At 44.7% G+C, this 24,013-nt stretch carries 21 protein-coding genes; 8 read left to right on the top strand and 13 right to left on the bottom strand.

What is annotated here, in order from left to right; all coding sequences use genetic code 11:
• Positions 1 to 18: 18 nt before the first annotated feature.
• Together GYX26_RS06785 and GYX26_RS06780 are read right to left on the bottom strand one after the other, a co-directional pair.
• On the bottom strand, positions 19 to 531 hold the full coding sequence (locus tag GYX26_RS06785; protein ID WP_174828624.1) for a type IV pilin protein: 513 nt from the start codon (positions 529 to 531) through the stop codon (positions 19 to 21).
• 527 nt (positions 532 to 1,058) lie between these two features.
• Complete coding sequence (locus GYX26_RS06780; protein ID WP_174828623.1) at positions 1,059 to 2,372, bottom strand: homoserine dehydrogenase; 1,314 nt, start codon at positions 2,370 to 2,372, stop codon at positions 1,059 to 1,061.
• A 143-nt stretch (positions 2,373 to 2,515) separates the two neighbouring features.
• Here GYX26_RS06780 and GYX26_RS06775 point away from each other — a divergent pair, with 143 nt between their 5' ends.
• Complete coding sequence (locus tag GYX26_RS06775; RefSeq protein ID WP_100089963.1) at positions 2,516 to 2,896, top strand: Mth938-like domain-containing protein; 381 nt, start codon at positions 2,516 to 2,518, stop codon at positions 2,894 to 2,896.
• A 151-nt stretch (positions 2,897 to 3,047) separates the two neighbouring features.
• Here GYX26_RS06775 and GYX26_RS06770 read toward each other — a convergent pair whose 3' ends face one another.
• From GYX26_RS06770 to rlmB, 3 genes are read right to left on the bottom strand one after another with little or no spacing between them, the layout of a single operon-like run.
• On the bottom strand, positions 3,048 to 4,001 hold the full coding sequence (locus GYX26_RS06770) for an SPFH domain-containing protein (RefSeq protein ID WP_100089962.1): 954 nt from the start codon (positions 3,999 to 4,001) through the stop codon (positions 3,048 to 3,050).
• Positions 4,002 to 4,003: 2 nt separating this feature from the next.
• Positions 4,004 to 4,438, bottom strand: coding sequence for an NfeD family protein (locus tag GYX26_RS06765; RefSeq protein WP_174828622.1), 435 nt, complete (start codon positions 4,436 to 4,438; stop codon positions 4,004 to 4,006).
• Between the two features lie 55 nt (positions 4,439 to 4,493).
• On the bottom strand, positions 4,494 to 5,249 hold the full coding sequence (gene rlmB / locus GYX26_RS06760; RefSeq protein WP_100113128.1) for a 23S rRNA (guanosine(2251)-2'-O)-methyltransferase RlmB: 756 nt from the start codon (positions 5,247 to 5,249) through the stop codon (positions 4,494 to 4,496).
• Positions 5,250 to 5,640: 391 nt separating this feature from the next.
• Between rlmB and GYX26_RS06755 the strand changes: the two genes are divergently transcribed.
• The 6 genes from GYX26_RS06755 (at position 5,641) to GYX26_RS06730 (ending at position 10,951) form a co-directional block, all read left to right on the top strand.
• The gene (locus GYX26_RS06755) at positions 5,641 to 6,303 is read left to right on the top strand and encodes a DUF421 domain-containing protein (RefSeq protein WP_174828621.1); all 663 of its coding nucleotides are present in this window, start codon (positions 5,641 to 5,643) and stop codon (positions 6,301 to 6,303) included.
• A gap of 130 nt (positions 6,304 to 6,433) precedes the next feature.
• Positions 6,434 to 7,237 (top strand): squalene/phytoene synthase family protein, encoded by an 804-nt coding sequence (locus GYX26_RS06750; protein ID WP_174828620.1) that lies wholly within the window; start codon positions 6,434 to 6,436, stop codon positions 7,235 to 7,237.
• A 281-nt stretch (positions 7,238 to 7,518) separates the two neighbouring features.
• Positions 7,519 to 8,517 carry an ABC transporter substrate-binding protein gene (locus GYX26_RS06745; RefSeq protein WP_100089957.1) on the top strand — a complete coding sequence of 333 codons (999 nt, stop codon included), beginning with the start codon at positions 7,519 to 7,521 and terminating at the stop codon, positions 8,515 to 8,517.
• Positions 8,518 to 8,617: 100 nt separating this feature from the next.
• A complete protein-coding gene (locus tag GYX26_RS06740; protein ID WP_100089956.1) occupies positions 8,618 to 9,520 on the top strand; it encodes an ABC transporter permease in 903 nt (300 codons plus the stop codon).
• Positions 9,517 to 10,311, top strand: coding sequence for an ABC transporter ATP-binding protein (locus tag GYX26_RS06735; RefSeq protein ID WP_174828619.1), 795 nt, complete (start codon positions 9,517 to 9,519; stop codon positions 10,309 to 10,311). Before GYX26_RS06740 ends, GYX26_RS06735 begins: the two co-directional genes overlap by 4 nt.
• Positions 10,312 to 10,381: 70 nt before the next feature.
• The gene (locus tag GYX26_RS06730) at positions 10,382 to 10,951 is read left to right on the top strand and encodes a pseudouridine synthase (RefSeq protein ID WP_174828618.1); all 570 of its coding nucleotides are present in this window, start codon (positions 10,382 to 10,384) and stop codon (positions 10,949 to 10,951) included.
• A 91-nt stretch (positions 10,952 to 11,042) separates the two neighbouring features.
• Here the strand turns inward: GYX26_RS06730 and GYX26_RS06725 are convergent, their stop codons facing one another.
• The 5 genes from GYX26_RS06725 to GYX26_RS06705 all read right to left on the bottom strand — a co-directional run bounded on the left by GYX26_RS06725 (position 11,043) and on the right by GYX26_RS06705 (position 19,384).
• Entirely contained in the window at positions 11,043 to 11,885 is an 843-nt protein-coding gene (locus tag GYX26_RS06725) for a MetQ/NlpA family ABC transporter substrate-binding protein (RefSeq protein WP_100089953.1), read from the bottom strand.
• 161 nt (positions 11,886 to 12,046) lie between these two features.
• Entirely contained in the window at positions 12,047 to 14,875 is a 2,829-nt protein-coding gene (uvrA, locus tag GYX26_RS06720; RefSeq protein ID WP_174828617.1) for an excinuclease ABC subunit UvrA, read from the bottom strand.
• Positions 14,876 to 14,993: 118 nt separating this feature from the next.
• Entirely contained in the window at positions 14,994 to 16,322 is a 1,329-nt protein-coding gene (locus GYX26_RS06715) for an MFS transporter (RefSeq protein ID WP_174828616.1), read from the bottom strand.
• Positions 16,323 to 16,351: 29 nt separating this feature from the next.
• Positions 16,352 to 16,678 (bottom strand): hypothetical protein, encoded by a 327-nt coding sequence (locus GYX26_RS06710; protein ID WP_100089950.1) that lies wholly within the window; start codon positions 16,676 to 16,678, stop codon positions 16,352 to 16,354.
• 783 nt (positions 16,679 to 17,461) lie between these two features.
• A complete protein-coding gene (locus GYX26_RS06705; protein WP_174828615.1) occupies positions 17,462 to 19,384 on the bottom strand; it encodes a LysM peptidoglycan-binding domain-containing protein in 1,923 nt (640 codons plus the stop codon).
• 159 nt (positions 19,385 to 19,543) lie between these two features.
• Between GYX26_RS06705 and GYX26_RS06700 the strand changes: the two genes are divergently transcribed.
• Positions 19,544 to 20,251, top strand: a complete 708-nt coding sequence (locus tag GYX26_RS06700; RefSeq protein WP_174828614.1) for a class I SAM-dependent methyltransferase — start codon at positions 19,544 to 19,546, stop codon at positions 20,249 to 20,251.
• Between the two features lie 76 nt (positions 20,252 to 20,327).
• Here the strand turns inward: GYX26_RS06700 and GYX26_RS06695 are convergent, their stop codons facing one another.
• The 3 genes from GYX26_RS06695 to GYX26_RS06685 all read right to left on the bottom strand — a co-directional run bounded on the left by GYX26_RS06695 (position 20,328) and on the right by GYX26_RS06685 (position 23,921).
• On the bottom strand, positions 20,328 to 21,716 hold the full coding sequence (locus tag GYX26_RS06695; RefSeq protein WP_174828613.1) for an aspartate aminotransferase family protein: 1,389 nt from the start codon (positions 21,714 to 21,716) through the stop codon (positions 20,328 to 20,330).
• Positions 21,717 to 21,807: 91 nt separating this feature from the next.
• Positions 21,808 to 23,142: a glutamine synthetase family protein gene (locus GYX26_RS06690; RefSeq protein ID WP_100089945.1), complete on the bottom strand. Its 1,335-nt coding sequence runs from the start codon at positions 23,140 to 23,142 to the stop codon at positions 21,808 to 21,810.
• 8 nt (positions 23,143 to 23,150) lie between these two features.
• Positions 23,151 to 23,921, bottom strand: a complete 771-nt coding sequence (locus GYX26_RS06685; protein ID WP_174828612.1) for a gamma-glutamyl-gamma-aminobutyrate hydrolase family protein — start codon at positions 23,919 to 23,921, stop codon at positions 23,151 to 23,153.
• Positions 23,922 to 24,013: the final 92 nt, after the last annotated feature.

The following is a 24,013-nucleotide window of genomic DNA, read 5'->3' as shown; positions in this document are numbered from 1 at the left end:
GTTGTGGTCCTGAATTGGCTAGTGATTAAAGATTTGGCAGTTCTGGTCGGTTTGACTATGGCCGCTGAAAAAATGCTCTTCTTCATCACAACGGCTGGTACTGCTTTGGCAGACAAATACTCTGCCATCCTGATTGAGCTTGAGTATACGAGGTTCGGCTTTGGTGTCTAGTGCTACTGCTTTAAGCGTGTAATGTTCTTCACGGGTATAGCGTGGATTACCCTGAATGCGGAAACAAAAATACTGATTCTGGCTGATGGGTAAGTGTGGCCAGCTATTTTTGTTTTTCTTGTAACTGATGTGCTGCTGGTAGTGTTTGGCCAGATATTGGCTGTTGGTAAGCAAGGCAGCCTGTGCCTGATGCAGTCTTGCCTGTTGTACCTGCTGGTGGTAATAGGGGTAAGCGATGGCGGTGAGTATTAGGATAACTGCAAGTGCAATTAATAGCTGGGTCAGGCTATATCCTTGGATGTTATGCTGAGCTGAATGTGGTTGATGCTTATCTGGATGATGATGAAATAAGCGTGCCATATTGGGTTGAATATATTTATACTTATGGCATTATATTATATAAAATATATCTATGTAATATATTTTATATAAATAGATTATATTTTTTTTATTAGGGATTTGATTGTTTTGCAGCTTGTTTAACTTCATGTATGTGATAGAGAAGGAGTTTTTATAAATTTTCAGTCGGAATAAACGATTGTGCAGCCTGTTTGGTGCGGGCTTGAAGATTTTATTAATTTATTGTGTTTTTATACTGTGTTTTTGGAAATCAGGTTGAGTAATTAATTTAAATAAATAGTTATGATTAATTGTTCGCCAAGCTCTAAATGGGTGATGTTGAACACTGTATTTTTGGTGTTTTCTTCAATCATTTAAACTATATAAGTTGATTAGATTATCAGTTTAGGATTTAAGTATACTTATACTATCTGAGATTGCTGACTAATTATATTATTTTAAGCGGAGTTTATCGGCGTATATTAAAACGCAATTAGATACGGGCAATATTGCCCGTATCTAAGAATCATCGTTTTTGCAACAAGAGATTAGCGTGGATATAAACTTTCCATTCGAATCATGGTTACTGGTGACAGCACCCGTGGTAATGCCTGAATACGAGCCATAGACTGTTTGATAAAGCGCTCTTTGGTAGAGTGGGTGAGAATAACAATTTCGGCGGATTCTTTGTTGAGAATGCCTTTTTGAATCAATGCCTCGATGGAAATGTTTTCTGCGGCCAGAATATTGGCAATCTCACCTAATACCCCAGGTTCATCGCAGGCGGATACGCGTAGATAATAGCTGCTGATAATTTCATCCATTGGCAGGATAGAAATGTTTTGCAGTGAGTTAGACTGAAAGGCCAGATAAGGAACACGGTAGCTGGCTTCTGCATTCTGTAAACGGGTAACATCGATAATATCAGCCATGACTGCACTGGCGGTAGGGCCGGCACCGGCACCGGCACCATAGTAAAGCGTCTGGCCAATCATATCAGCCTGAACTGATACTGCGTTCATCACGCCTTCTACTTTGGCCAGTAGGCGGCTTTCCGGTATCAGGGTAGGATGTACACGCAGCTCAATGCCTTCTGAGGTTTTACGGGTGATGCCGAGTAATTTGATGCGATAGCCTAATTCTTCTGCATAGCAGATATCCAGACTTTCCAGATGGCTGATGCCTTCCAGATAACACTGGCTAAAGTTAATCGGTGTACCAAACGCCAGCGCAGAGATAATGCTTAATTTATGGCCGGCATCATGACCCTCGATATCAAAGGTGGGGTCTGCTTCTGCATAGCCCAATGCCTGAGCCTGCTCCAATGCTTCTGCAAAGGTGCTGCCATTGGCACGCATTTCACTCAGAATGAAGTTGCTGGTGCCATTGATAATACCGGCAATAGATTCGATGTGGTTGGCGGCCAGCCCCTCGCGCAGTGCTTTGATAATGGGAATACCGCCAGCAACTGCTGCCTCATACATTACCATTACATTGTGCTTTGATGCCTGCTGGAAAATTTCGTTACCGTATTCGGCCAGTAGTTTTTTATTAGCGGTAACGATGTGCTTGCCATTTTTAATTGCCTGTACCACAGCATCCTTGGCAATCGTTGTACCCCCAATCAGTTCTACTACAACGTCAACATCTGGAGCATTGACTACATCGAATACATCATTACTGATGAGGGTGTGATGTCCACATATTTCGCGGGCGCGTTCTATATTACGGCTGGCTGCTCGGGTAATAATCAGCTCACGCCCGAGCCTGCGGGTGATTTCATCTGCATTATTCTGTAACAACTTGACGGTGCCGCCACCAACTGTGCCAACACCCAGCAAACCAATGCGTAGAGACTGCATTTTTACTCCTTAAATTAGACGAATTTAATTGTATGACTGCTTAATACTTGCAATTTTACGTTAATCTACTATGCTAGCGGAAAACAGCTTTTTTGACTACTACTGCTATATTAGATTATGTGGTTAAGCATAAGGAGTATTTGATGCAGATTGATGAAATCCGTGATAAACAGGGCTTATGGATTGAAGAGTTTGATAATGGTGGAATTACGGTAAATGGCCAGCAATACACTAGGCCTGTGTGTATTACTACAACTGAAGTATTGTCATTGGATAAAGATGGTGCTGAAGCATTAACTATCGAAGATTTTGCCCAAGCTATGCAAGCGCAGCCGGAAGTCATTCTGATTGGCACTGGTAGTAAACATGTGTTTATTCACCCGCGTCTGACGGCGCAACTGGCAGCGAAAGGTATAGGTGTTGAAAGTATGACTACGGCGGCTGCATGTCGTACTTTTATGGTATTGCGCAGCGAAGGCCGCAATGTCTGGGCATGGCTGTGGCCGTTAACTGAAGAATTATAGTATCTGTACTGGATATACAGACAAATCAGGATAACCAGTATTATATTGCTTACTCTAACAGAATAAGCGGTGTTAATTTAATGCTGCTGAAAATATTCAGGCTACCGGTTTGAGTTAACCGGTAGCCTGCTTTTTAGTCACGAACAATTGTTTATTTAGCTGCAGTGCTGTTCTGGCCTTTGATAATGCTCATACCGGCACTAACCAAGCTGCCGATATCAGCTACGTTGGCTGGCATAATCAGGGTATTATTGGTTTTTGCCAGTTTGGCAAAGGCATCAACATACTGTTCAGCCACTTTCAAATTAACTGCTTCTGTACCGCCAGGTTCTTTAACCGCAGCGGCAACCTCACGGATTGCTTCGGCAGTGGCTTGAGCCACCAGACGAAGGGCTTCTGCTTCACCTTCAGCGCGATTGATTTGGGCAACTTTGGCACCCTGAGATTCATTGATGGAGGCCTGTGCTTCACCCTGAGATTTCTGAATTTCGGCTTCGCGCTGACCAGCTGCCAGATTAATCTGCTCCTGTTTAATCCCTTCAGACTGGGCAATACGTGCGCGTTTTTCCCGTTCGGCAGTAATCTGTGCCTGCATCGAACGTAAAATTTCTTGTGGTGGTACTAAATCTTTGATTTCATAGCGCAGAACTTTTACACCCCATGAAACGGCTGCTTCATCCAGTGAAGCAACCACTGTGTGGTTAATGTCATCACGTTCTTCAAAGGTTTTGTCCAGTTCCATGCGGCCAATTACTGAGCGCAGGGTAGTTTGTGCCAGCTGGGTAATGGCTACGACGAAGTTGCTGGAACCATAGGAAGCAAGTTTGGGATCAGTTACCTGAAAATAAATAATGCCATCCACGGTAAGCTGGGTATTATCACGGGTGATACATACCTGGCTGGGTACATCCAGCGGAATTTCTTTTAAGGTATGTTTGTAGGCTACCCGGTCGATAATTGGAATGATAAAGTTCAAACCGGCTACCATGGTGGCATGATAGCGGCCTAAGCGTTCGACAATGTAGACTTCCTGTTGTGGCACAACTTTAAATGCCATGCAGATAAAGACAACGATAGCTGCTAAAAAAAGAAAGGTCAGAATCATGGTTATTCCTGAGAAGTAGTGGAGATTTGCGAAGTGAGATTTAAAATATTGCCGTTGTGACTGATGATTTGGGCGCTGTCACCGGCCTTTGCGGTGGTGGGCTGGGTAAAACGCGCCTGCCATGTGGTGCCACGGTAGTGTACCTGCCATAAGCCATCGGTAAGCGGCTGGGTGAGCACCACAGTCTGACCGTAATCCGGGTCATCACTTGCTTTAGCTCTGTTTTCCCGTGGATGTTTTTTTTGCCACAAACGTACAAGGGTGATACCTATAATGGAAAAAACTGTGGCAATTAATGCATTGGTATTGTTGCTGGTTTGCAGTAGCCACTCTGTCAGACCGGCGCTCAGTAATGAGGCGCTGATTACCAGTAGATAAAATGTACCGCTGAACATTTCCAACACAAACAGTAGCAGGGCGACAATGCACCAAATCATCTGTATCTCCTTAATTTTCTAATCGTCTAGTACTTATCAGTAATAAGTATTTATTTCAGTTTTTACCGTTGTTGGCCAGTATTCGCTGCCGGCGGGTTTCGCTCAGCACAATTCCGGTACTTACGGAAACATTCAGGCTTTCAACAGTTCCAAACATGGGAATGGATACCAATGTGTCACACAGGTCACGTGTCAAACGGCGCATACCGCTGCCTTCGGCACCCATTATCCAAGCTACGGCTTCAGGGGCAGTAAAGTGGTATAAATCCTCGCTGCCTTCCATATCGGTGCCAATAATCCAGATACCGCGCTGTTTCAGCTCACGGATGGTGCGCGCCAGATTGGTAACGGTGATATAGGGCACGGTTTCGGCTGCACCACAGGCCACTTTACTTACGGTGGCATTGAGTCCAGCACTTTTGTCTTTAGGGGCGATAACGGCATGTACGCCCATGACATCTGCTACGCGCAGGCAGGCACCCAGATTATGCGGGTCAGTAATGCCATCAAGAATTAGCAGTAATGGTGGTTCATTCAGGTTTTCGAGTACATCCTCTATGTCTACGTGCTGTCTTGATGCATCGATGAAGCCCACTACGCCCTGATGGCGTGCATGTTTGCTCAGAGTATCGAGGCGTGCCTGATCCGCACTGATGACACGTACATTTTCTGTTTCAGCTTTGCTTAGTACATCCCGCATACGGGCATCGTGTTTACCCTCAAGTACATAAAGCTCAATAATGCTGGCGGGGTTTTGCCATAAACGGGCGTTAACTGCATGAAAACCGATGATGAGACGCTGATTTGACATAGATGTTTAATTCAATATGTAAAGAATTTAATTATAGCGGAAATCGGTGTATCAATCTGGTTATACCTAGTATGTAATTTTATTTATATGGTAAAGCGTTGTCTATAACTTTTATTTACTTTTTATGTTGATAAGGAAAATTAATTTATCAGATTGCAATTAAATGTTTGATTTGGTTTAAGTGCATGTCTTTATGTAATTTTAGAAATTTTTGGTAAAAAGTTTATTTTTATCAAATGCTTGAAATACTATTGGGTTAGGTTGATGTTTGAAATTTTTATGTTTACACAGCAATCAGTACAGTTGGGAATTATGCTTGTATGAGGGGAAGGAGCCTGAGCCGATAGTTGTTGGCCGGGAGTTTGACTTTGAAACAAAGTTAGGAATTCTTATGGAATACTATTTATGGGTGCTGGCCAAGTTTCTTGTAGGCTTTTTAATTGTGATATTGCATTTGAATTTTACCGGTAAAACCCAGCTGAATCAGATGACGCCAGTTGACTTTATTGGTAATTTTGTACTTGGTGGAATTATAGGTGGCGTTATCTATAATGAGGATATCCCGATTCATCAGTATATTATTGTGCTGTTGATTGGTGTTGGTCTGATTTCACTCTTAAATTGGATCTGTAAGCATGTGAGTTTTTTCAGAATGTTTGCCATTGGTGAACCGATTCCGATTATGAAAGACGGGCGCTTTTTGATGGATAATATTCTGCGTAAAAAAAATAAAATTGATATTTTGAATGTGGCTTCGCTGTTGCATGCACAGGGAGTTACTTCTTTTCAGGAAGTTAGTTACGCACAGATAGAGCCCAGTGGTTCATTAACTGTATTGACTGACAAAGGCAAGTATCCTTCATTGATTTTATTCAAGGATGGTGAAGTTCGTACAACTGAATTACAGCGCATAAACAAAGATGAAAAATGGCTGGAGCAGAAAATGCAGCAGCACTTGTCTAAAGATGATTTATTTCTGATTGAATTCTGGGAAGGCAGGCTGAATTTTATTTTGCGTTCGGGTGAGGTAAAAAAAGACACGCTAAAAAATTAAATTTTTGTATGCATATATTGCTGGATAAACAGCTGGAACAGGTTACAATAGTTATTTAAGTCAAAATTAATCTATTGCTGTGCAGCCACTTGAATATTGTTATCAGAAAATCTGCCATAGCAGAAATGCTATGGCTTTTCGTTTTCCTTTTCTTTCCCGTGCACAGCGTCAGGCGCTGGTGGTGTTGTATGCTCTGCAACAGGAGTTGCGGGAGGTAGTACAGGATTGTTCGGAAGCCAATGTAGCGCTGACCACTCTTAACTGGTGGCAACAGCAGATAAGTCAGCTTTATGCAGACAAAGCAGTGCAGGAACATCCGCTGATGCAGGCTCTGCAACCGCTAATTGCAGAATATGCTTTGCCGCAGTCTGAGTTGCAGGCGCTGATTAAGGCGCATTGTACGGAGCTGACTCAGGCCAGATTTCAGGATATGAAGCAGTTACGCCAATATGCATGTCAGGCTGGGATGGTACAAGGGCGTTTGGGTAGCAGGGTTTTGGGATTTACTGAGCAACAAACTTTGGAATTTGCCGAAAAAGCTGGTGAATTATGCCAATCTGTAAAGCTGTTTTCACAAATTGGTGCTGATGCGCGGCAGGGGCGGCTTTATATTCCAGTAGCGATGTTGCAGCAATTTAATGTACCAGCTCATCAGATATTGAATGCACATGGTAGTGCAGAATTTATGTCTTTATTAAGTACATGGCTGGTTGAATTGAAAAGACAGTTTAAGTCTATTGTGGCTTTGTTACCGCAGGCAGACAAATATCGGCAGCGTAGCAGTCTGGCGATGCTGGCAATTTCTTCTGCGCTGCTTGAGGAAATTGAGCAAGATGGGCTGGCAAATGTTTTACAGTATCAATTAATTGTGCCGCGTCCGCGTCAGCAGCGGCTGTTCTGGAAAACTTGGCTATGTGGTTTCCGGCCGGTATAGCCGGCTGGTTGAAATTAGGCAAATTTACTTTGGAAAGAAAAGTCAGATATGGCAAGATTTACTGGTTATGGGCATTATTTTTGTGATTTAAGCTATTATTTGGCATTTTATTGCTTATAAAAATAAAATATGGAATTTTTATTTCGGTATGAAGCAGTTTGTTTAAGTAATTTTGATTACGCATTCAGGCTGGATTTTTTGTATAATTTGCGCCATCATCTGCTTGTAAGCAATTTTATTACTCAATTGCTTCTGAATAACCTTGTGCTAAGGAACCCAATATGCTCGGATCGAAAAAAAAATTACTGATTCTGGGTTTGGCTGCTGCCTGTTTGCTTACAGCCTGTTCGCCGTCTGAACAGGGCGGCAAGGCCAGTGATAATAGTATGAAGAAAGTAGCCATCACTGCGATTGTAGAGCATCCGGCACTGGATGCTGTGCGTCAGGGTGTGATAGATGAACTGCGTGCCGAAGGCTATGAACAGGGCAAGAATCTGCGGATTGATTTTCAGAGTGCACAGGGTAATACGGCTACAGCCAGCCAGATTGCCAAAAAATTTGCTGGTAGTAATCCGGATGTGATTGTGGCTATTGGTACACCAAGTGCGCAGTCTGTGGTGGCGGCAACACGCAAGATACCGGTGGTATTTGCTGCGATAACCGATCCGGTAGCAGCCAAACTGGTGGCAAACTGGGAACCGAGTAAAACCAATGTAACTGGTGTGTCTGATGAACTGCCGTTGCAGCCGCAGATTGATTTGATGAAACAGGTGGTACCTAATCTGAAAACTGTTGGCTATGTGTATAGTCCGGGTGAAGTGAATTCCACTGTGGTACTGGGACAATTGCAAACTTTACTGGCCAAAGACGGTATTACGGTTGCGGCGGCTCCGGCACAACGCACTACTGATGTGCCTATGGCCACAAAAAGCCTGCAAGGTAAGGCAAACCTGATTTATACCTCACTGGATAATAATGTGGTTTCTGCCTATGAATCCATGTACAAGGTTGCCAAAAATATGAAAATGCCGCTGGTTGCTTCCGATACTGGTTCGGTGAAACGTGGTGCTGCTGTGGCACTGGGCGTTAATTATCATGAGCTTGGTGTGACTACGGGAAAGATTGTGGGTCGGATTCTTAAGGGTGAACAGGCTGGCAGTATTGCGCCGCAGCGGGTGTCTGCCGAACAGCTGGATTTGATGGTAAGTAAATCCAATGCCGCGGAACAGGGTATTACCTTACCGCCAGAGCTACTTAAACAGGCTAAAGTAATCGATTAGAATAACCGGTCTTCGTGCTGAATACCGTGACATCGGCAGGCTGATTCTGGCTTTGCCGATGTTGTTTTTATTTTTAACTACAATTTATTAATTGGATAATATGTCTTCTATAGCTTTATTTGGTGCTTTAGAAAGCGGGCTGATATATGCCCTTGTTGCTCTGGGTGTGCTGATTTCATTTCGAATTCTGGATTTTCCCGATTTGACTGCTGATGGCAGCTTTCCGCTAGGTGGCGCTGTGTTTGCCGTGTGCGTGACTCATGGTGTTAATCCGTGGCTGGCGACGGCACTTGGTGGTGCAGCCGGTGCCTGTGCAGGTTTGGTGACAGCATGGCTGCATGTTTCTCTGAAAATCATGCAGCTTTTAGCCAGCATTCTGGTTATGGTGGCTTTGTATTCGGTGAATCTGCGTATTATGGGAGCACCTAATCTGCCTTTACTGGATCAGCCCAGTGTGTTCACACCGTTTTACAATGCTGATATCAGTAATCAGTATTGGGTACAGCCACTGGTGATATTCGGTTTTGTTTTGGTTGCCAAATTGTTTCTGGACTGGTTTTTTGCCACTGAAATAGGTCTGTCGATGCGTGCCACGGGGGTAAATGCACGAATGGCACGTGCACAGGGGGTAAATACATCGCGCATTTTGTTGCTGGGCATGGCAATGTCCAATGCATTTATTGCTCTGGCCGGTGCTCTATTTGTGCAGACGCAGGGCGGCGCTGATATTTCCATTGGTATCGGCACGATTGTTGTTGGTCTGGCGGCGGTAATTATCGGTGAAACGCTAATTCCAGGTAAGCGTTTTTTGGTGATTACGCTGGCAGTGATTGTGGGCGCAGTGCTGTATCGTGCGTTTATTGCGCTGGCATTAGGCAGTGATACGCTGCAACATATCGGTTTTGGCCCGCAGGACTTGAATCTGGTAACGGCCATTCTGGTGGTACTGGCCTTGCGTTTGCCAGCAATCAAAAGTTATTTTAAAAGGAAATTAAAAGCATGATGCGCGCAGATGATTTACGCCTGACATTCAATGCAGGAACGCCTATTGAAAATCCTGCTTTGCGTGGCATGAGTTTGAGTATTGCTGAAGGCGAGTTTGTTACGGTTATCGGCAGTAATGGTGCTGGCAAGTCTACTTTCCTTAATGCTATCAGTGGTGATATTCTGGTGGATTCTGGCACTATTACCATTAATAATAAAGATGTGACCAATGAGCCGGCCTATAAACGTGCACCGTTGGTGGCTCGGGTGTTTCAGGATCCGCTGGCCGGTACCTGTGAAGCACTGACCATAGAAGAAAATATGGCTTTAGCACTCAGGCGCGGAAACGGACGTGGTTTACGTGCTGCAATTAAGCGCCAGTATCGTGAATTGTTTCGGGAAAAACTGGCCATGCTCAATCTGGGACTGGAAAATCGTCTAAGCGACCGGATTGGCCTGCTTTCCGGTGGCCAGCGGCAGGCGGTTAGCCTGCTAATGGCTTCATTGCAGGATTCCAAAATTTTGTTGCTGGACGAACATACTGCTGCTCTGGACCCGAAAACAGCCGCTTTTGTGCTCGAACTGACTGACCGTATTGTGCGCGAAAACAATCTGACTGCGATGATGGTAACCCATTCGATGCAGCAGGCTCTGGATCATGGCTCGCGCACTGTTATGCTGCATCAGGGGCAGGTGGTGTTGGATGTTGCCGGCGATAAGCGTGCCGGTATGAGTGTCACTGATTTGTTAAAAATGTTTGAGCATACTCAGGGTGAAAAAGTAACTGACGATGCTTTATTGCTGAGTTAAGTCTCTGTATTGTTGTTTAACAGGCTGTCAAAAGTATTTTTGGCAGCCTGATTTGTTGATTGGATAAATAATGTCCGTGCCGGAATTGATTGTACTGAATAAGCCATATGGGGTGATTTGTCAGTTTAGTGCCCATGAAAAATATCCTACCTTAAAGCAATATGTGCCTTTACCGGATATTTATCCTGCTGGCCGGTTGGATACGGATAGTGAGGGGTTATTATTGTTGACTGCAAACGGACGTTTGCAGGCAAAAATTGCCCATCCAAAATATAAGCTGGTGAAAACTTACTGGGCACAGGTAGAGGGTAAGCCCGATGCGGAACGCTTGCAGCAACTGGGACAGGGCGTGGACTTGGGAGATTTTGTGACAGCTCCGGCACAGGTGAGTGTGGTGAGTACGGCTGATAGTGCCCGCCTGTGGCCACGGGTGCCGCCAATCCGTGAACGCAAGACGGTAGCAGATTTCTGGCTGCAAATTCGTATCAGTGAAGGTAAAAATCGGCAGGTGCGGCGCATGTGTGCCAGAGTAGGCTGGCCATGTTTGCGTCTGGTACGGGTTGGTATCGGGCGGTTAAATGTTTTTTCTCTGCACCTGCCTTTGGGACAGTGGCAGGCGGTTAGCCCGCGCGATTTGTAATGAATTACCGATGTTCTTTCCAGATGTAAAAATATAACCCTTAGGCCTTCTGCATAAGGGTTATTTATATTGATTAGTAATGCATGGTTAATCAGAATGCGGGAATAATTGCACCCTGATATTTTTCTTCAATAAATTTTTTCACTTCAGGCGAGGTCATGGCCTGTTTCAGTTTTTGAATTGCTGCGCGGTTTTCATCACCGGTGCGGACAACCAGCATGTTTGCGTATGGAGAATCTTTTTCTTCAATGAACAAAGCATCTTTAGTCGGTACCAGTTTGGCTTCCATGGCAAAATTGGTATTAATTACGGCTAAGGTGGCATCATTCAAAGTACGTGGTAACTGCGGTGCGTCCATTGGGGTAATTTTCAGGTGTTTCGGGTTGTCTACAATATCGCGTACAGTAGCACTGATACCTGCATCAGCTTTAAGTTTGATTAAGCCAGCTTTTTGCAGTAATAACAAGGCACGACCGCCATTAGAGGCATCATTGGGAATGGTTACCAGACCGCCGTCAGGAGTTTCGTTGAGTGATTTAACCTTTTTAGAGTAAACACCCATTGGTTCTACATGGATGTTAACAACAGGTGTTAACTGCATTTTATGTTTTTGCACGAAATCGTCTAGATAGGGTTTGTGCTGGGTAAAGTTAGCATCAACATCTTTTTCAGCCAAAGCGATATTCGGACGCACGTAATCTGTCATTTGTACAATCTGTAAATCGATACCTTCTTTTTGCAGCAATGGTTTGGCTACCTGAAGAATTTCAGCATGAGGTACTGGTGAGGCTGCCACTTTAAGTACGGTTTCGCTGGTAGCAGCTGATGCGCTGCTGGTATTGGCTGACGATGCAGCTTCATTTTTCTGGCTGCATGCAGTGAGTACTGTACCGATTGCAGCCACAGACAGTAATGCAAATAACAATTTTTTCATATTTAACCTTGATTAAGATAAACGATAAAACATACTGTTTAACATTAACACAAAATGCATGTTGCTTGTATTTTTTACATATGAGTATAGCTTGGTTAATCAGTAAAGTAGTCACCTGTAACCAAAATGGTCTAGCTATATTGGGCAAACAGGCTGAAAGGTTATTTGCCCAGCATTGGCTTAAGGTATTTACCGGTATAGCTTTTACGATTGGCGGCAACTTCTTCTGGTGTCCCTTCTGCAATAATGGTACCGCCACCATCACCACCTTCCGGACCAAGGTCAACGATATAGTCAGCTGTTTTGATTACGTCCAGATTGTGTTCGATAATAACGATGCTATTGCCTTTGCCTTTCAGGCGCTGAATAACATCAAGTAACAGGGCAATATCGGCAAAGTGCAGACCTGTGGTGGGTTCATCCAGTATGTACAGCGTGCGGCCGGTATCACGCTTGGACAGCTCCAGTGCCAGTTTGACACGCTGAGCTTCGCCACCAGACAAGGTGGTAGCCGACTGCCCCAGACGCACATAGCCCAGCCCTACGTCCAGTAGTGTTTGCAGTTTGCGTTTTACTGTAGGTACGGCATCAAAGAAAGTACAGGCATCTTCAACGGTCATTTCCAGAATTTCGCTGATGTTTTTGCCCTTGTATTGGATTTCCAGTGTTTCGCGGTTATAACGTTTGCCATGACAAACTTCGCAGGGAACATAGATATCGGGCAGAAAATGCATTTCTACCTTAATCACGCCATCGCCCTGACAGGCTTCACAGCGTCCGCCTTTTACATTAAAGGAAAACCGCCCAACGCTGTAACCACGCTCGCGTGACAGCGGTACGCCGGCAAACAGTTCACGGATTGGGGTGAACAGACCGGTATAGGTGGCTGGATTGGAACGCGGGGTACGACCAATGGGCGATTGGTCGACATTGATTACTTTGTCCAGTTGTTCCAATCCCTGAATATTTTCATATGGCGCAGGCTCTTCACTGGCACGGTTTAGTTCTCGTGCCGTAATTTTCGCCAGAGTATCATTAATCAGGGTGGATTTACCGCTACCAGAGACACCGGTAATACAGGTAATCAACCCAAGCGGTAATGTCAAAGTCACGTTTTTGAGATTGTTGCCGCTGGCTCCGCTTAATATTAATAAGCGTTTTTTGTCTACAGGAGTGCGTTGTGCCGGTATGCTGATGGATTTTTTGCCACTAAGATACTGGCCAGTAATCGATTCTTTGCAGCTGGCAACCTGTTTTGGTGAGGCGGCAATAATCACGTGGCCACCGTGTTCACCGGCACCGGGGCCCATGTCGACAACAAAATCAGCCGCACGGATGGCATCTTCATCATGTTCGACCACAATTACGCTGTTACCCAAATCGCGCAGGTGCTTCAGGGTATCTAGCAGGCGGTCGTTATCACGCTGGTGCAGACCGATAGAGGGTTCGTCCAGTACGTACATCACACCGGTCAAGCCGGAACCAATCTGGCTGGCCAGACGGATACGCTGTGCTTCACCGCCAGATAATGTTTCTGCACTACGTGCTAGGCTCAGATAATTGAGGCCAACATTAATCAGAAAACCAAGCCGTTCATTGATTTCCTTAAGAATTTTTTCGGCAATTTGTTTTTTGTTACCATCCAGATTCAGATTCTGGAAAAAATCCAGTGTGATTGTGAGCGGCCAAGCATTTACATCCTGTAATGGCTTACCGCCTACATAAACGTAACGTGCTTCAGTACGCAGACGCGCACCCCCACAGGCCGGGCAGGCACGATGGCTTTGGTATTGGGCTAACTCTTCGCGCACAGTGGCGGAATCGGTTTCCCGATAGCGCCGCTCCAGATTGGGCAGAATACCTTCAAACGGATGGCTACGGGTGAATTTAGTACCCCGTTCTGAAAGGTAAGTAAATTCAATCTGCTCCTTGCCGGAACCATACAGAACGATGTTCTGGATTTTTTCTTTCAGTTGATTAAATGGAGTATCAACGTCAAAATCAAAATGATGAGCTAGTGACTGAATCATCTGGAAATAAAAAGTATTGCGTTTATCCCAGCCTTTGATAGCACCCGCGGCCAAAGACAAGTCCGGATGCATAACTACGCGTTCAGGGTCAAAATAATCCATGCTGCCCAGTCCGTCACAGCTGGGGCAGGCACCGACAGGATTGTTGAAGCTGAACAGCCTTGGTTCCAGTTCCTGTAGGCTGTATGAGCATACAGGGCAGGCAAAGCGGGCAGAAAACCAGTGTTCTTGGTCACTGTCCATTTCTATGGCAAGGGCACGTTCATTGCCAAGACGCAGTGCGGTTTCAAAACTTTCAGCCAGACGCTGTTTGATATCGGTGCGTACTTTTACTCGGTCGATGACTACGTCAATATCGTGTTTAATATTTTTCTGTAGCTTGGGCACTTCTTCAATCGCATACACTTCACCATCAACCCGTACCCGTGCAAAACCCTGTACCTGTAAATCGGCAAAGTAGTCTATGAATTCACCTTTGCGCCCGCGTACCGCGGGTGCCAGAATCATTACGCGGCTATCTTCTGGCAGAGCCAGAATATGGTCTACCATCTGTGAAACAGTTTGACTTGAAAGTGGCAGATTGTGTTCGGGACAATACGGCGTACCAACCCGTGCATACAATAAACGGAGGTAATCGTGAATTTCAGTAACCGTGCCTACAGTGGAACGGGGGTTGTGACTGGTGGCTTTCTGTTCAATGGAAATGGCTGGGGACAGACCCTCAATTAAATCAACATCCGGCTTTTCCATCATTTGCAGAAACTGGCGTGCATAAGCCGACAGGCTTTCGACATAACGCCGTTGACCTTCTGCATATAAGGTGTCAAAAGCCAGAGAAGATTTACCACTGCCAGACAGGCCGGTGATGACTACCAGTTGATGGCGGGGAATGTCCAGATCTATGTTTTTAAGATTATGTGTACGTGCACCGCGAATATGAATTCTGTCGTTATCTGACATAATGCCTTGCCCGAGCTAATGAAATGGGATTTTGGCTTTAATCAAATTACTGTTTATTAAAACCATCCGGTATTATACTCATTTCAAAACTCTAATTTAAAGCTGTCAAGTAAAGGTTTTAATGTTTGCGTAAAATAAATCTCTTAAAATCAAGGCGTAATTCCTGATTGCACCATAAATAAAATAAAACCGGCACATTTCCCAAAGCTACAATCAGATACAGGGCATTAATACTGTTAAACAGCCAGATAAGCACTGCGCTTAATATTGCTGCACAGACCATAAACAGGCCATTAATAATGTTATTGGCAGCAACTGCATGAGCACGGAATTCATTGCTGCTGGCCGTTTGCAGCCATGTATATAGCGGCAGGGAGAAGAAACCACCGCAAAAGCCAATACCAATTATGCACAGCATAACCATTATGCTATTGGGTCGGCTCAGAAATGTGCTGATACCCTCAATGGGCAGACTATGCTGTGCCTGAGTGACCCACACCAGCAGCAGACCAAAGATACTCATGCCAAGCGTACCTAATATAACCAGACTAAGATGTAACTGATGCCGGCTCAGGCGTGCACAGGCAATCGAACCACTACCAATGCCCAATGAAAACAAAGTAAGCATCAGATTAAATACCGCCTCATTACCGCCAAGATTCAGGCGGGTGAAAGTGGGAAGCTGAGTAATATAAACCGAACCAATCAGCCAGAACCAGGAAATACCGATTATGGCTACCCAGACGTTTTTTTGCTGATAGGTTTGCTTGAGTAGCTGTTTGGTACTGCGCAAAATGTTTGCATCAATATACTGCTGGGGAATCTGTGCCGGTACGCGTGGCATAAACATGCTGGCCAGTTGTCCCAATATGGCTACAAACAGCAGAATACCAAACAGCCAGGCTGCGTCTGTGCCTGCCAGGATGGTACCGAAAATCTGCCCCAACAGGATAGACAAAAAGGTGCCACTTTCAATCAGACTGTTACCATTGAGTAATTCATATTGTGGCAGGTATTCGGGCAAAATAGCGTATTTTAAGGGGCCAAACAGGGTAGAGTGTGTTCCCATCAGAAACAGGCACAGCATTAATATTGCTACCGAGTGTAGCCAGAAGCCAAGGCCAGCTACCAGCATAATGCAGATTTCTGCGGCTTTAATCCAGCGCGCCAGTATGGCTTTATCCAGTTTGTTGGATAATTCGCCAGATAGAGCAGAAAACAAAAAATAGGGCAGAATATACAGTAAGGCACCGGCATTTAACATCTGGCTAGCAGGTAGCCAGGAGTTGGCGCCCAGGCCATAAAAGCTAATCAGCACAAACAGGGCGGTTTTAAACAGATTATCGTTAAATGCACCAAAAAATTGGGTACCAAACAGCGGCAGGAACCTTCTGGTATGGGCAAAAGCAAACTGGTTGCCAGATGGCAATATATCAGGTGTAGGCATATATGACCTTGCAAAAAGGTACTGAATGGTTACAGGGTGCCGGTGAGGTCGTTCAGCAGAAAATGCTGGCCGCACAGGCTAAGATACTGTTGCTGCAAACGGCCGATAATATTGTTTTCAGCATCACATAATTGCACATAATCGGACTGTCTGTACCAGCTTAGACTGTTATGTTGGGATAATTGCTGCAATATCTGCCATTGTACCGGGCATGCTTGCCGGTCTGCCTCATCTGCCTGCGCTTTAATTGCATAATAACCGGTAGCACCACTGGTATAGGTGGAATCATCTTCGTCCATCAACACCAGAAAACCAAGATGATGGTTGTCTGGGCTATTAATACTAAAATAAAACATAATTAAAAATTTCTTTGAAGTCTGAAAAGGACTTAATCAAATTCTGAATCCTGCTGTCAGGATTCTAGCAGTTTATAAAAAATTGTGTCTGCTAATATGCATGCTTTTGCCCACGGAATATCCATTAATATTAATTATGAGTCGTGATGGGGGAAATAAAGATGGTTGTTAATACGTTGGTCAATATATCGGTAGGCAAATCAGTGTTGTGGTTTTTTCAGTATGGGATTGGGGTAGGTAAACAGGAAAAGACAAGAGCAATATTGCATAGCTTAGTACTGTGCTGGTGTTGACTTCGGCTATTGTAAAAGGCTGTCTGGATTCGTCTGCGGCAGAACATGTTGCACAGAATGGACGTTATATCTCAACGGCTTTAATGTTACAGACAGATAATACTGTTGGTGACCAGTGATACTGGTGCAGGGTGTACGTGGGGCATTATTCCATTCAGGACATGGATGCAATAGTTTAACTGAATATTGGTTGAACTCTGGTTACTGCTTGATGCCGAAGGAATAAAGGACTAGAAAATGCTTCAGTCAGTGTAAGTGGTATTTTTCTGGCAATGAAAACGGTTTTCAGGTTAATAATAATGGCAATTATATTGCTTAAAAAGTCTGTGGATATGCAGGTTCTGGCCGGTACGATAATGGTTATCGGAGTAGCAACTACCTGTATATTCATTCCGCAAAAGAACTAAGCAGATTTACTTTTAATAAAAAAGGTTAGTGCATTGAGCACTAACCCTGATTTTTAGCACTGAAGCTTTGACAAAAAACTAGATTACATATTGGTCAGTTTAAGTTTTTGCCCCGGGCGTAACATCTGCTTACCATGGACTTTCTTGAGTTTGCTTACGGGGATATTCAGGCGCTGGGCAATGCTGGTAAGGGTATCGCCTTTTTTAACAGTATAGGACGCTGGAATAATGCTGGTCTTACTATTGCCAGTCCTGCGTGCTGAAGCCAGCATGCGTTTGCTGTTAACATTGGTATCAATTTTCAGTACCTGCCCCACTTGTAGGTTGTGGCCTCGCAGATTATTCGCCGTTACAAGGTCGGCAACATTGATGTTATAGCGCTGGGCAATTGAGAATAAAGTATCACCCTTGTTCACTTTATGGGCGACATTACGGCGGCTGTCGGCAACATTAATTATCTTGCGTGCAGCACGCTCAGAACGGTTTTCAGCTACACGGGAAACCTGTGCTTCCTCGCGCTCAGCCTGTGCCAGTACTTTTTGTACAGAAGCGGCAGCGGCGGCCTGTAGTTGAGCAGTCTGTGCCATTTGCATCAATGCGTCACTATTTTCTGCTGCTAATGGTGCTGGTGTGGTGGTAGCAACTGTCACTGTCTGTGTTGTTGTATTTTCCAGCAATGGCTGTTCGGCATTAAGCGCAGTGGTAGCCACCGTAGATGTACGGGTAATAGTTAGAGCTTCCTGATTATTGTTAACTATATTGTTTGACTGGGCTACTGCTACAGTAGGATGGGTCACGAATGTGCCGGGAGGCAACACAGGCTGTGCCATGGCAATATTCAGCAAGGGGTCGGTATCACTGTTGCTGAAAGAATCCAGAATCTGAGTATTCAAGCTGTTTTTACTGATCAGCAGGCTGCGTCCGGCTGGAACAGTGTTACTGCTAAGATTATTCAGCCGTTTGATTTCTGCACTGCTCATGCCGGTCTGGGCTGCTAAATCTGCCACACTGGTAGGTGCAAAAGCTTTAAAGACATTCCAGGACAGCAGGCTGCTTTTATCTGCGCTGCGGTAATTACGTTCAAACGTATTCACTGCGGTAATCGGCAGCAGCATTTTGCGGTTTTCTTTGGGAATGAATACCGGGCTCTTGAAGCTTGGATTGAGTGTTAAGAATTCTGAAGTAGAAATATTGGCCAAGCGGGCAGCCGCATCAATATCAATCGGCTGGTCGATACTGATGGCTTCAAAATAAGGACGATTTGGTACGGAAGCCAGATGGATGCCAAATGCCTGTGGATTTTCAATAATATTGCGTACAGCCAGCAGTTTAGGCACGTAATTACGGGTTTCATTAGGCATACGTAGATTTTCATAGGTAGGAGCAATGCCGGCCAGCTGGGCGCGTTTGATGGCTTTACCTACATTGCCCTCACCCCAGTTGTAAGCAGCCAGTGCCAGCGACCAATCACCAAACAGGCTGTAAAGATATTGCAGATAGGTTAAAGCAGCATCGGTAGCAGCATATACGTCATGACGGCCATCATAAAGATTGGTTTGTTCCAGTCCATACTGGCGGCCGCTGTGGGGCATAAACTGCCATAATCCTGATGCACCCACGCGAGATTTTGCCTTGCTGACAAAAGCACTTTCAATAAAAGGCAATAAAGCTACTTCAGCCGGCATCTGGCGTTTTTCTGCCTCATTCACAATGTGATATAAATATGGCTGACTGCGTAGAATGGTGCGATTGAAATAGTCGCCGTGGCTTGAATAGTATTGCTCATGCTTGCGAACAATTTCAGGATTGACTTCAGTCATACGAAAATCCTGACGCATACGCCCCCAGATATCATGAGTAGGATGCGCTTTGCCTTTAAGGGTGGCCGCATTCAAATTCATGATTGATAATCCGATGCCATTACTGGTGTAAGATTGGGCAAATGAGATAGAGGGAGCGAGTACCAGGCTAGTGAGTGCCAGTACCATATGCTTCAATTGAGCCATTCGTATAACCGTAAAATTTATGCAAAATCCCATTAATATTAAAGAGGAATTCCTTAACAGTCAAGGATAAATCCCTATTTTTACAGTAATGTTGCAAATGCGATAGAATCTTTTAAATGGCCATGATATTTATTTAACATATGCGCAATGGTGTTGTGAATGAGTTATCCGCGATTGGAAAACTGGCTGGCAGAGCATGCTTTTGGTTTGTATCTTAGCCAGCTTGAACAGCAGTTTATAAGGCATCAATTATCAGTATTGCGTTTTGGAACTATTATGCAATGCGGCTTGCCACGGTGGCAGTTTCAGAATGTATTTGCCGCAGAGTCGCAGTATATTGTACAAAGCGAACAGGCTGATGCAAATGTGGCTATTGTTGCTGACAGTACGGCTTTACCTTGGGTACAACCATGTATGGATACAATTATCTGGCCGCATGGTTTGGATATGATATCCAGTCATGATGCAGCCATAGCGGAAATAGCACGGGTATTAGTGCCGGGAGGTCATGTTATCCTAACCGGGCTGAATGTTCAGGGATACTGGCGCCTGTTTTATAAGCGCTGCATACACAGCCGGCCAGCTTTAAATCTTTTATCTGCAAGTGCTGTAGTGAGCCGGATGCAACAATATGGCTTGTATCTTGAAGAAGGAAAGTTTATGGGTTATGGCGTCCCTGGCTGTTTCGGGAAAAATCATCAAGCCATCGAGTATATGGGTAACCGCTGGTGGCCGCATTTGGCCGCAGTTTATGGTTTGGTGCTGGTTAAACGGACTGTTCCGCTTACTTTAACGCCACAGAATGCTGCGAATCTGGGGTTGAATTCGGTAACCAATATGGCTTTAAAAGGCATGGGGTGTAATTAGCATGGCTGTAAGGCCTCAGCGTTAACTGAATTAAAAAGACCTGAGCCCTAGCTCAGGTCTTTTGCCTGTGTGAATGTCAGGCTGTCTTATCAGCATCACTGCTCAGCTTTTTATCCATTAGTTCTTCAAATTCACGCATACAGGTAGCGGCAATGGCCAGCATGGTATCGATTTCCTTTTTGGAAATAATCAGCGGTGGAGCTGCTACCATGTGGTCACCACAGGCGCGGAAAATCAGATTGTTTTTGAAAAAGATATCACGGCAAATTAAACCTGTGGTACCAAAATTTTCAAAAAATTCTCGCGTTTCGCGGTTTTTTACCAGAGTGAAACCACACATTAGACCCTCTGCTCGGATATCTGCAACATATTTAAACTGGCTGAATGTTTCCTGCCAGCGTTTACGCAGATATGGGCCGGTTTTGGTGCGTACCTTTTCAATAATATTTTCATCATCAAGTATGTTCAGGTTTTCGCACGCCACTGCTGCTGAAACCGGATGGCCGCTATAAGTAAAGCCATGATTAAAATCACCACCTGCCAGCAGGCCTTCAGTTACCCTGTCATTTACCATAACAGCTCCAATGGGTAAATATCCGGAAGACAATCCTTTAGCCGTAGTAAAGATATCAGGAGTAAAGCCGAGTGTTTCGAAGCCAAACCATCTTCCGGTACGGCCGTAGCCACAAATTACCTCATCCGCTACCAGCAAAATATCGTATTTTTTGCAGATTGCTTCAATTCGTGGCCAGTAGCTTGCTGGTGGAATAATCACGCCACCTGCGCCCTGAATAGGTTCGCCAACAAATGCTGCAATTTTATCCGCACCCAGGGACAGGATTTTTTCTTCAAGCCAATTGGCCGCACGGATACCAAACTCTTCTTCACTTTCATTGTTGTTGGCTAAACCGTAATACCAGGGCTGTTCGATATGGACGATATTAGCTATGGGTAAATCACCCTGTTCATGCATGCTTTTCATACCGCCCAAGCTGGCTCCGCCAAGGGTTGAACCGTGATAGCCATTCCAGCGACCAATAATGATTTTTTTGGTTGGTTGTCCTACTGATGTCCAGTAATGACGCACCATACGAATCATGGTATCAACTGATTCCGAACCAGAATTTGTATAGAACACATGATTAAATTCAGGCGGGGTAATTTCTACCAGTTTTTCGGATAATTTAATTACAGCCGGATGGGTGGTTTTGAAAAAAGTATTATAAAATGGCAAAACCTCCATTTGTTTCTCGGCAATTTTAGCCAGTTTCTTTTGTCCGTAACCAATGTTCACACACCATAAGCCGGCCATGCCATCAATGATTTCATTGCCGTCACTGTCATAGACATAAATACCCTTAGCCTTAACCATCATACGTACGCCATGTTTTTTAAGCTGGGCATTGTCTGAAAATGGATGCAGGTGATGTTTTACGGCGTGTTTGCTATCGGTTTTTTTAGTCATATAAAATACTCCTTTGTTAAAAATGATACAGGCTGTTTGCTAAGCTTGCTGTGAACAGCAGCAAACCCGCAGAACCGGCCATGTACGTGGTTCAAACATGCAACAGTAGATATTTACGTTCCCATGGACTGATTACCCGAAAATATTCAGATACTTCCTGTTCTTTGACTGCAATGTACATTTCGACAAAACGTTGCCCCAATAGATCATGTATTGGTTCACACTGGCGCAGGCGTTCTATGGCCTCTTCCAGTGTGGTAGGAAACTGATAGGGCAGAGAATATGCATTAGTGCTCATGGGCGTGCGCGGCTGTAACTGTTCTTTAATTCCCAGATAGCCACAGCCCAGTGAGCAGGCTATCGCCAGATAGGGATTGACATCCACCCCGGCCAGCCGGTTTTCAATGCGCCGGCCTTTGGCACTGGCACGAGGAACACGTAAGCCAACCGTACGGTTGTCATAACCCCATTCTACGTTGGTTGGTGCCGCGGTAAAACGGGTCAGGCGGCGAAATGAATTCACATACGGGGCAAAAAATGGCATGGTAAGAGGCAGATATTTTTGCAAACCGCCAATAAAATGAAAAAACAGATCTGAAGGTGTGCCATCGGCATTGCTGAAAGCATTATTACCGCTTTTTACGTCATTCAGACTCTGGTGAATATGCATGGCACTTCCCGGTTCACCTTCCATAGGCTTGGCCATAAAAGTGGCATACATTTTGTGGTGAAATGCTGACTCCCGTACAGTACGTTTAAACAGAAATACCTGATCAGCCAAATCCAGTGCATTGCCATGCAGAAAATTAATTTCCATCTGTGCGGCACCAATTTCATGAATCAAGGTGTCTACTTCAAGATTCTGTTCATGACAATAGTCGTATATTTCCTCAAATAGCGGGTCAAACTCATTAACTGCATCCACGGCATAAGAGCGCCGGCCAAACTCACTGCGTCCTGTACGGCCTATCGGTGGTTGCAGCGGTACATCCGGATCAGGATTGGGCGAAATCAGATAAAATTCCATTTCAGGAGCAACAATCGGCTCCAACCCCATATTTTCATACAGTTTCAGTATGCGTTTGAGGACATTGCGTGGCGCGGTCTCTACCGGTAAACCCTCTGGGGAGAAACAGTCGAATATCAGTGATGCTGTGGGTTCCTGCGCCCAGGGAACAAACCGTAATGTTGTAGGGTCTGGCTTTAATTCCATATCTGCATCAGTTTCATCCAGCAGACTCGACTGCGGATATTCGCCGGTAACCGTTTGCAGCAACACTGCTTCAGGTAAACGCATATCCGGTTCAGATATGAATTTGTCTTTGGGAATAATTTTGCCGCGAGCTACACCTGTAATATCTGGCAAGATACATTCTACTTCAGTAATACCATGTTCTTTGAGCCAGTTAAATATGCCATCATACATAAGTCACCTTAAAATGATTCCTTTTGCTTATGCAATTTATATTGCATACATGCTTCACGAAAAGCTTTAAAAATAGCGATAGAAAGCGGTTTTTGCCCATATAGCCATTCAGGATGCCATTGCACTGCATAGCCAAATAACGGCGCGGCATCAATCCTGAATGCTTCAATCAGGCCATCTGGTGCAGTTGCTTCTATGCTAAGCCCAGGTGCTAAAGTTTTAACTCCTTGTTGATGTAAAGAATTAACAGCATACTGTTGCTGGTCTGCGGCCAGCCACAGCATCAATAAACTGTCTGCATGCAGGTTGACAATGTGCGCATCATCGTACTGTACTTCAATTGGTTGATTATCTGGTTCCCGGTGATCCAGAAAACCTGGTATTTCCTGTAAATGCTGATAGAGCGTGCCGCCAAGTGCGACATTGATTTCCTGCAAGCCGCGGCAAACTCCGAAAAGCGGTATACCTTTGTCGATAAGTTGCCGGATAAGCGGCAAAGTGGTGTGGTCGCGAGCCGTGTCCTGTAGTGTTCCTTCACGGGCAGTAGCTTCGCCATACCATTTTGGATCGATATTGGAATAGGAGCCAGGTAGAAAAACACCATCTACTAGTGCTAGTAAACGCTGTAATACAGTCTGGTCAGCCAGTGCTGGCAGCAGAATCACATCACCGACACTATCCTGTACGGCCTGTATGTATTTTTCGCCCACAGCGTGAAAATTCCACTTACCCATTTGCTTCACATCACACGGAATACCAATAACTGGGCGCAATTCCATAAATCAGTCTCAAAGTTTTAATAGTTAAGAGAATTTCCGAATTCTGTATTGCATAATCCCATGCCGTGAAAAAAATGGCAAGAATTCTTAAG

This window comes from Snodgrassella sp. ESL0253, assembly GCF_013344965.1.
Classification (GTDB): domain Bacteria; phylum Pseudomonadota; class Gammaproteobacteria; order Burkholderiales; family Neisseriaceae; genus Snodgrassella; species Snodgrassella alvi_B.
This window is presented reverse-complemented; position numbering and strand designations above follow the sequence as displayed.

Excerpts from the sequence above, each read along its gene's own strand:
- GYX26_RS06785 (WP_174828624.1), bottom strand. The coding sequence starts at position 531 with ATGGCACGCTTATTTCATCATCATCCAGATAAGCATCAACCACATTCA.
- GYX26_RS06780 (WP_174828623.1), bottom strand. The coding sequence starts at position 2,372 with ATGCAGTCTCTACGCATTGGTTTGCTGGGTGTTGGCACAGTTGGTGGC.
- GYX26_RS06775 (WP_100089963.1), top strand. The coding sequence starts at position 2,516 with ATGCAGATTGATGAAATCCGTGATAAACAGGGCTTATGGATTGAAGAG.
- GYX26_RS06770 (WP_100089962.1), bottom strand. The coding sequence starts at position 4,001 with ATGATTCTGACCTTTCTTTTTTTAGCAGCTATCGTTGTCTTTATCTGC.
- GYX26_RS06765 (WP_174828622.1), bottom strand. The coding sequence starts at position 4,438 with ATGATTTGGTGCATTGTCGCCCTGCTACTGTTTGTGTTGGAAATGTTC.
- rlmB (WP_100113128.1), bottom strand. The coding sequence starts at position 5,249 with ATGTCAAATCAGCGTCTCATCATCGGTTTTCATGCAGTTAACGCCCGT.
- GYX26_RS06755 (WP_174828621.1), top strand. The coding sequence starts at position 5,641 with ATGGAATACTATTTATGGGTGCTGGCCAAGTTTCTTGTAGGCTTTTTA.
- GYX26_RS06750 (WP_174828620.1), top strand. The coding sequence starts at position 6,434 with ATGGCTTTTCGTTTTCCTTTTCTTTCCCGTGCACAGCGTCAGGCGCTG.
- GYX26_RS06745 (WP_100089957.1), top strand. The coding sequence starts at position 7,519 with ATGCTCGGATCGAAAAAAAAATTACTGATTCTGGGTTTGGCTGCTGCC.
- GYX26_RS06740 (WP_100089956.1), top strand. The coding sequence starts at position 8,618 with ATGTCTTCTATAGCTTTATTTGGTGCTTTAGAAAGCGGGCTGATATAT.
- GYX26_RS06735 (WP_174828619.1), top strand. The coding sequence starts at position 9,517 with ATGATGCGCGCAGATGATTTACGCCTGACATTCAATGCAGGAACGCCT.
- GYX26_RS06730 (WP_174828618.1), top strand. The coding sequence starts at position 10,382 with ATGTCCGTGCCGGAATTGATTGTACTGAATAAGCCATATGGGGTGATT.
- GYX26_RS06725 (WP_100089953.1), bottom strand. The coding sequence starts at position 11,885 with ATGAAAAAATTGTTATTTGCATTACTGTCTGTGGCTGCAATCGGTACA.
- uvrA (WP_174828617.1), bottom strand. The coding sequence starts at position 14,875 with ATGTCAGATAACGACAGAATTCATATTCGCGGTGCACGTACACATAAT.
- GYX26_RS06715 (WP_174828616.1), bottom strand. The coding sequence starts at position 16,322 with ATGCCTACACCTGATATATTGCCATCTGGCAACCAGTTTGCTTTTGCC.
- GYX26_RS06710 (WP_100089950.1), bottom strand. The coding sequence starts at position 16,678 with ATGTTTTATTTTAGTATTAATAGCCCAGACAACCATCATCTTGGTTTT.
- GYX26_RS06705 (WP_174828615.1), bottom strand. The coding sequence starts at position 19,384 with ATGGCTCAATTGAAGCATATGGTACTGGCACTCACTAGCCTGGTACTC.
- GYX26_RS06700 (WP_174828614.1), top strand. The coding sequence starts at position 19,544 with ATGAGTTATCCGCGATTGGAAAACTGGCTGGCAGAGCATGCTTTTGGT.
- GYX26_RS06695 (WP_174828613.1), bottom strand. The coding sequence starts at position 21,716 with ATGACTAAAAAAACCGATAGCAAACACGCCGTAAAACATCACCTGCAT.
- GYX26_RS06690 (WP_100089945.1), bottom strand. The coding sequence starts at position 23,142 with ATGTATGATGGCATATTTAACTGGCTCAAAGAACATGGTATTACTGAA.
- GYX26_RS06685 (WP_174828612.1), bottom strand. The coding sequence starts at position 23,921 with ATGGAATTGCGCCCAGTTATTGGTATTCCGTGTGATGTGAAGCAAATG.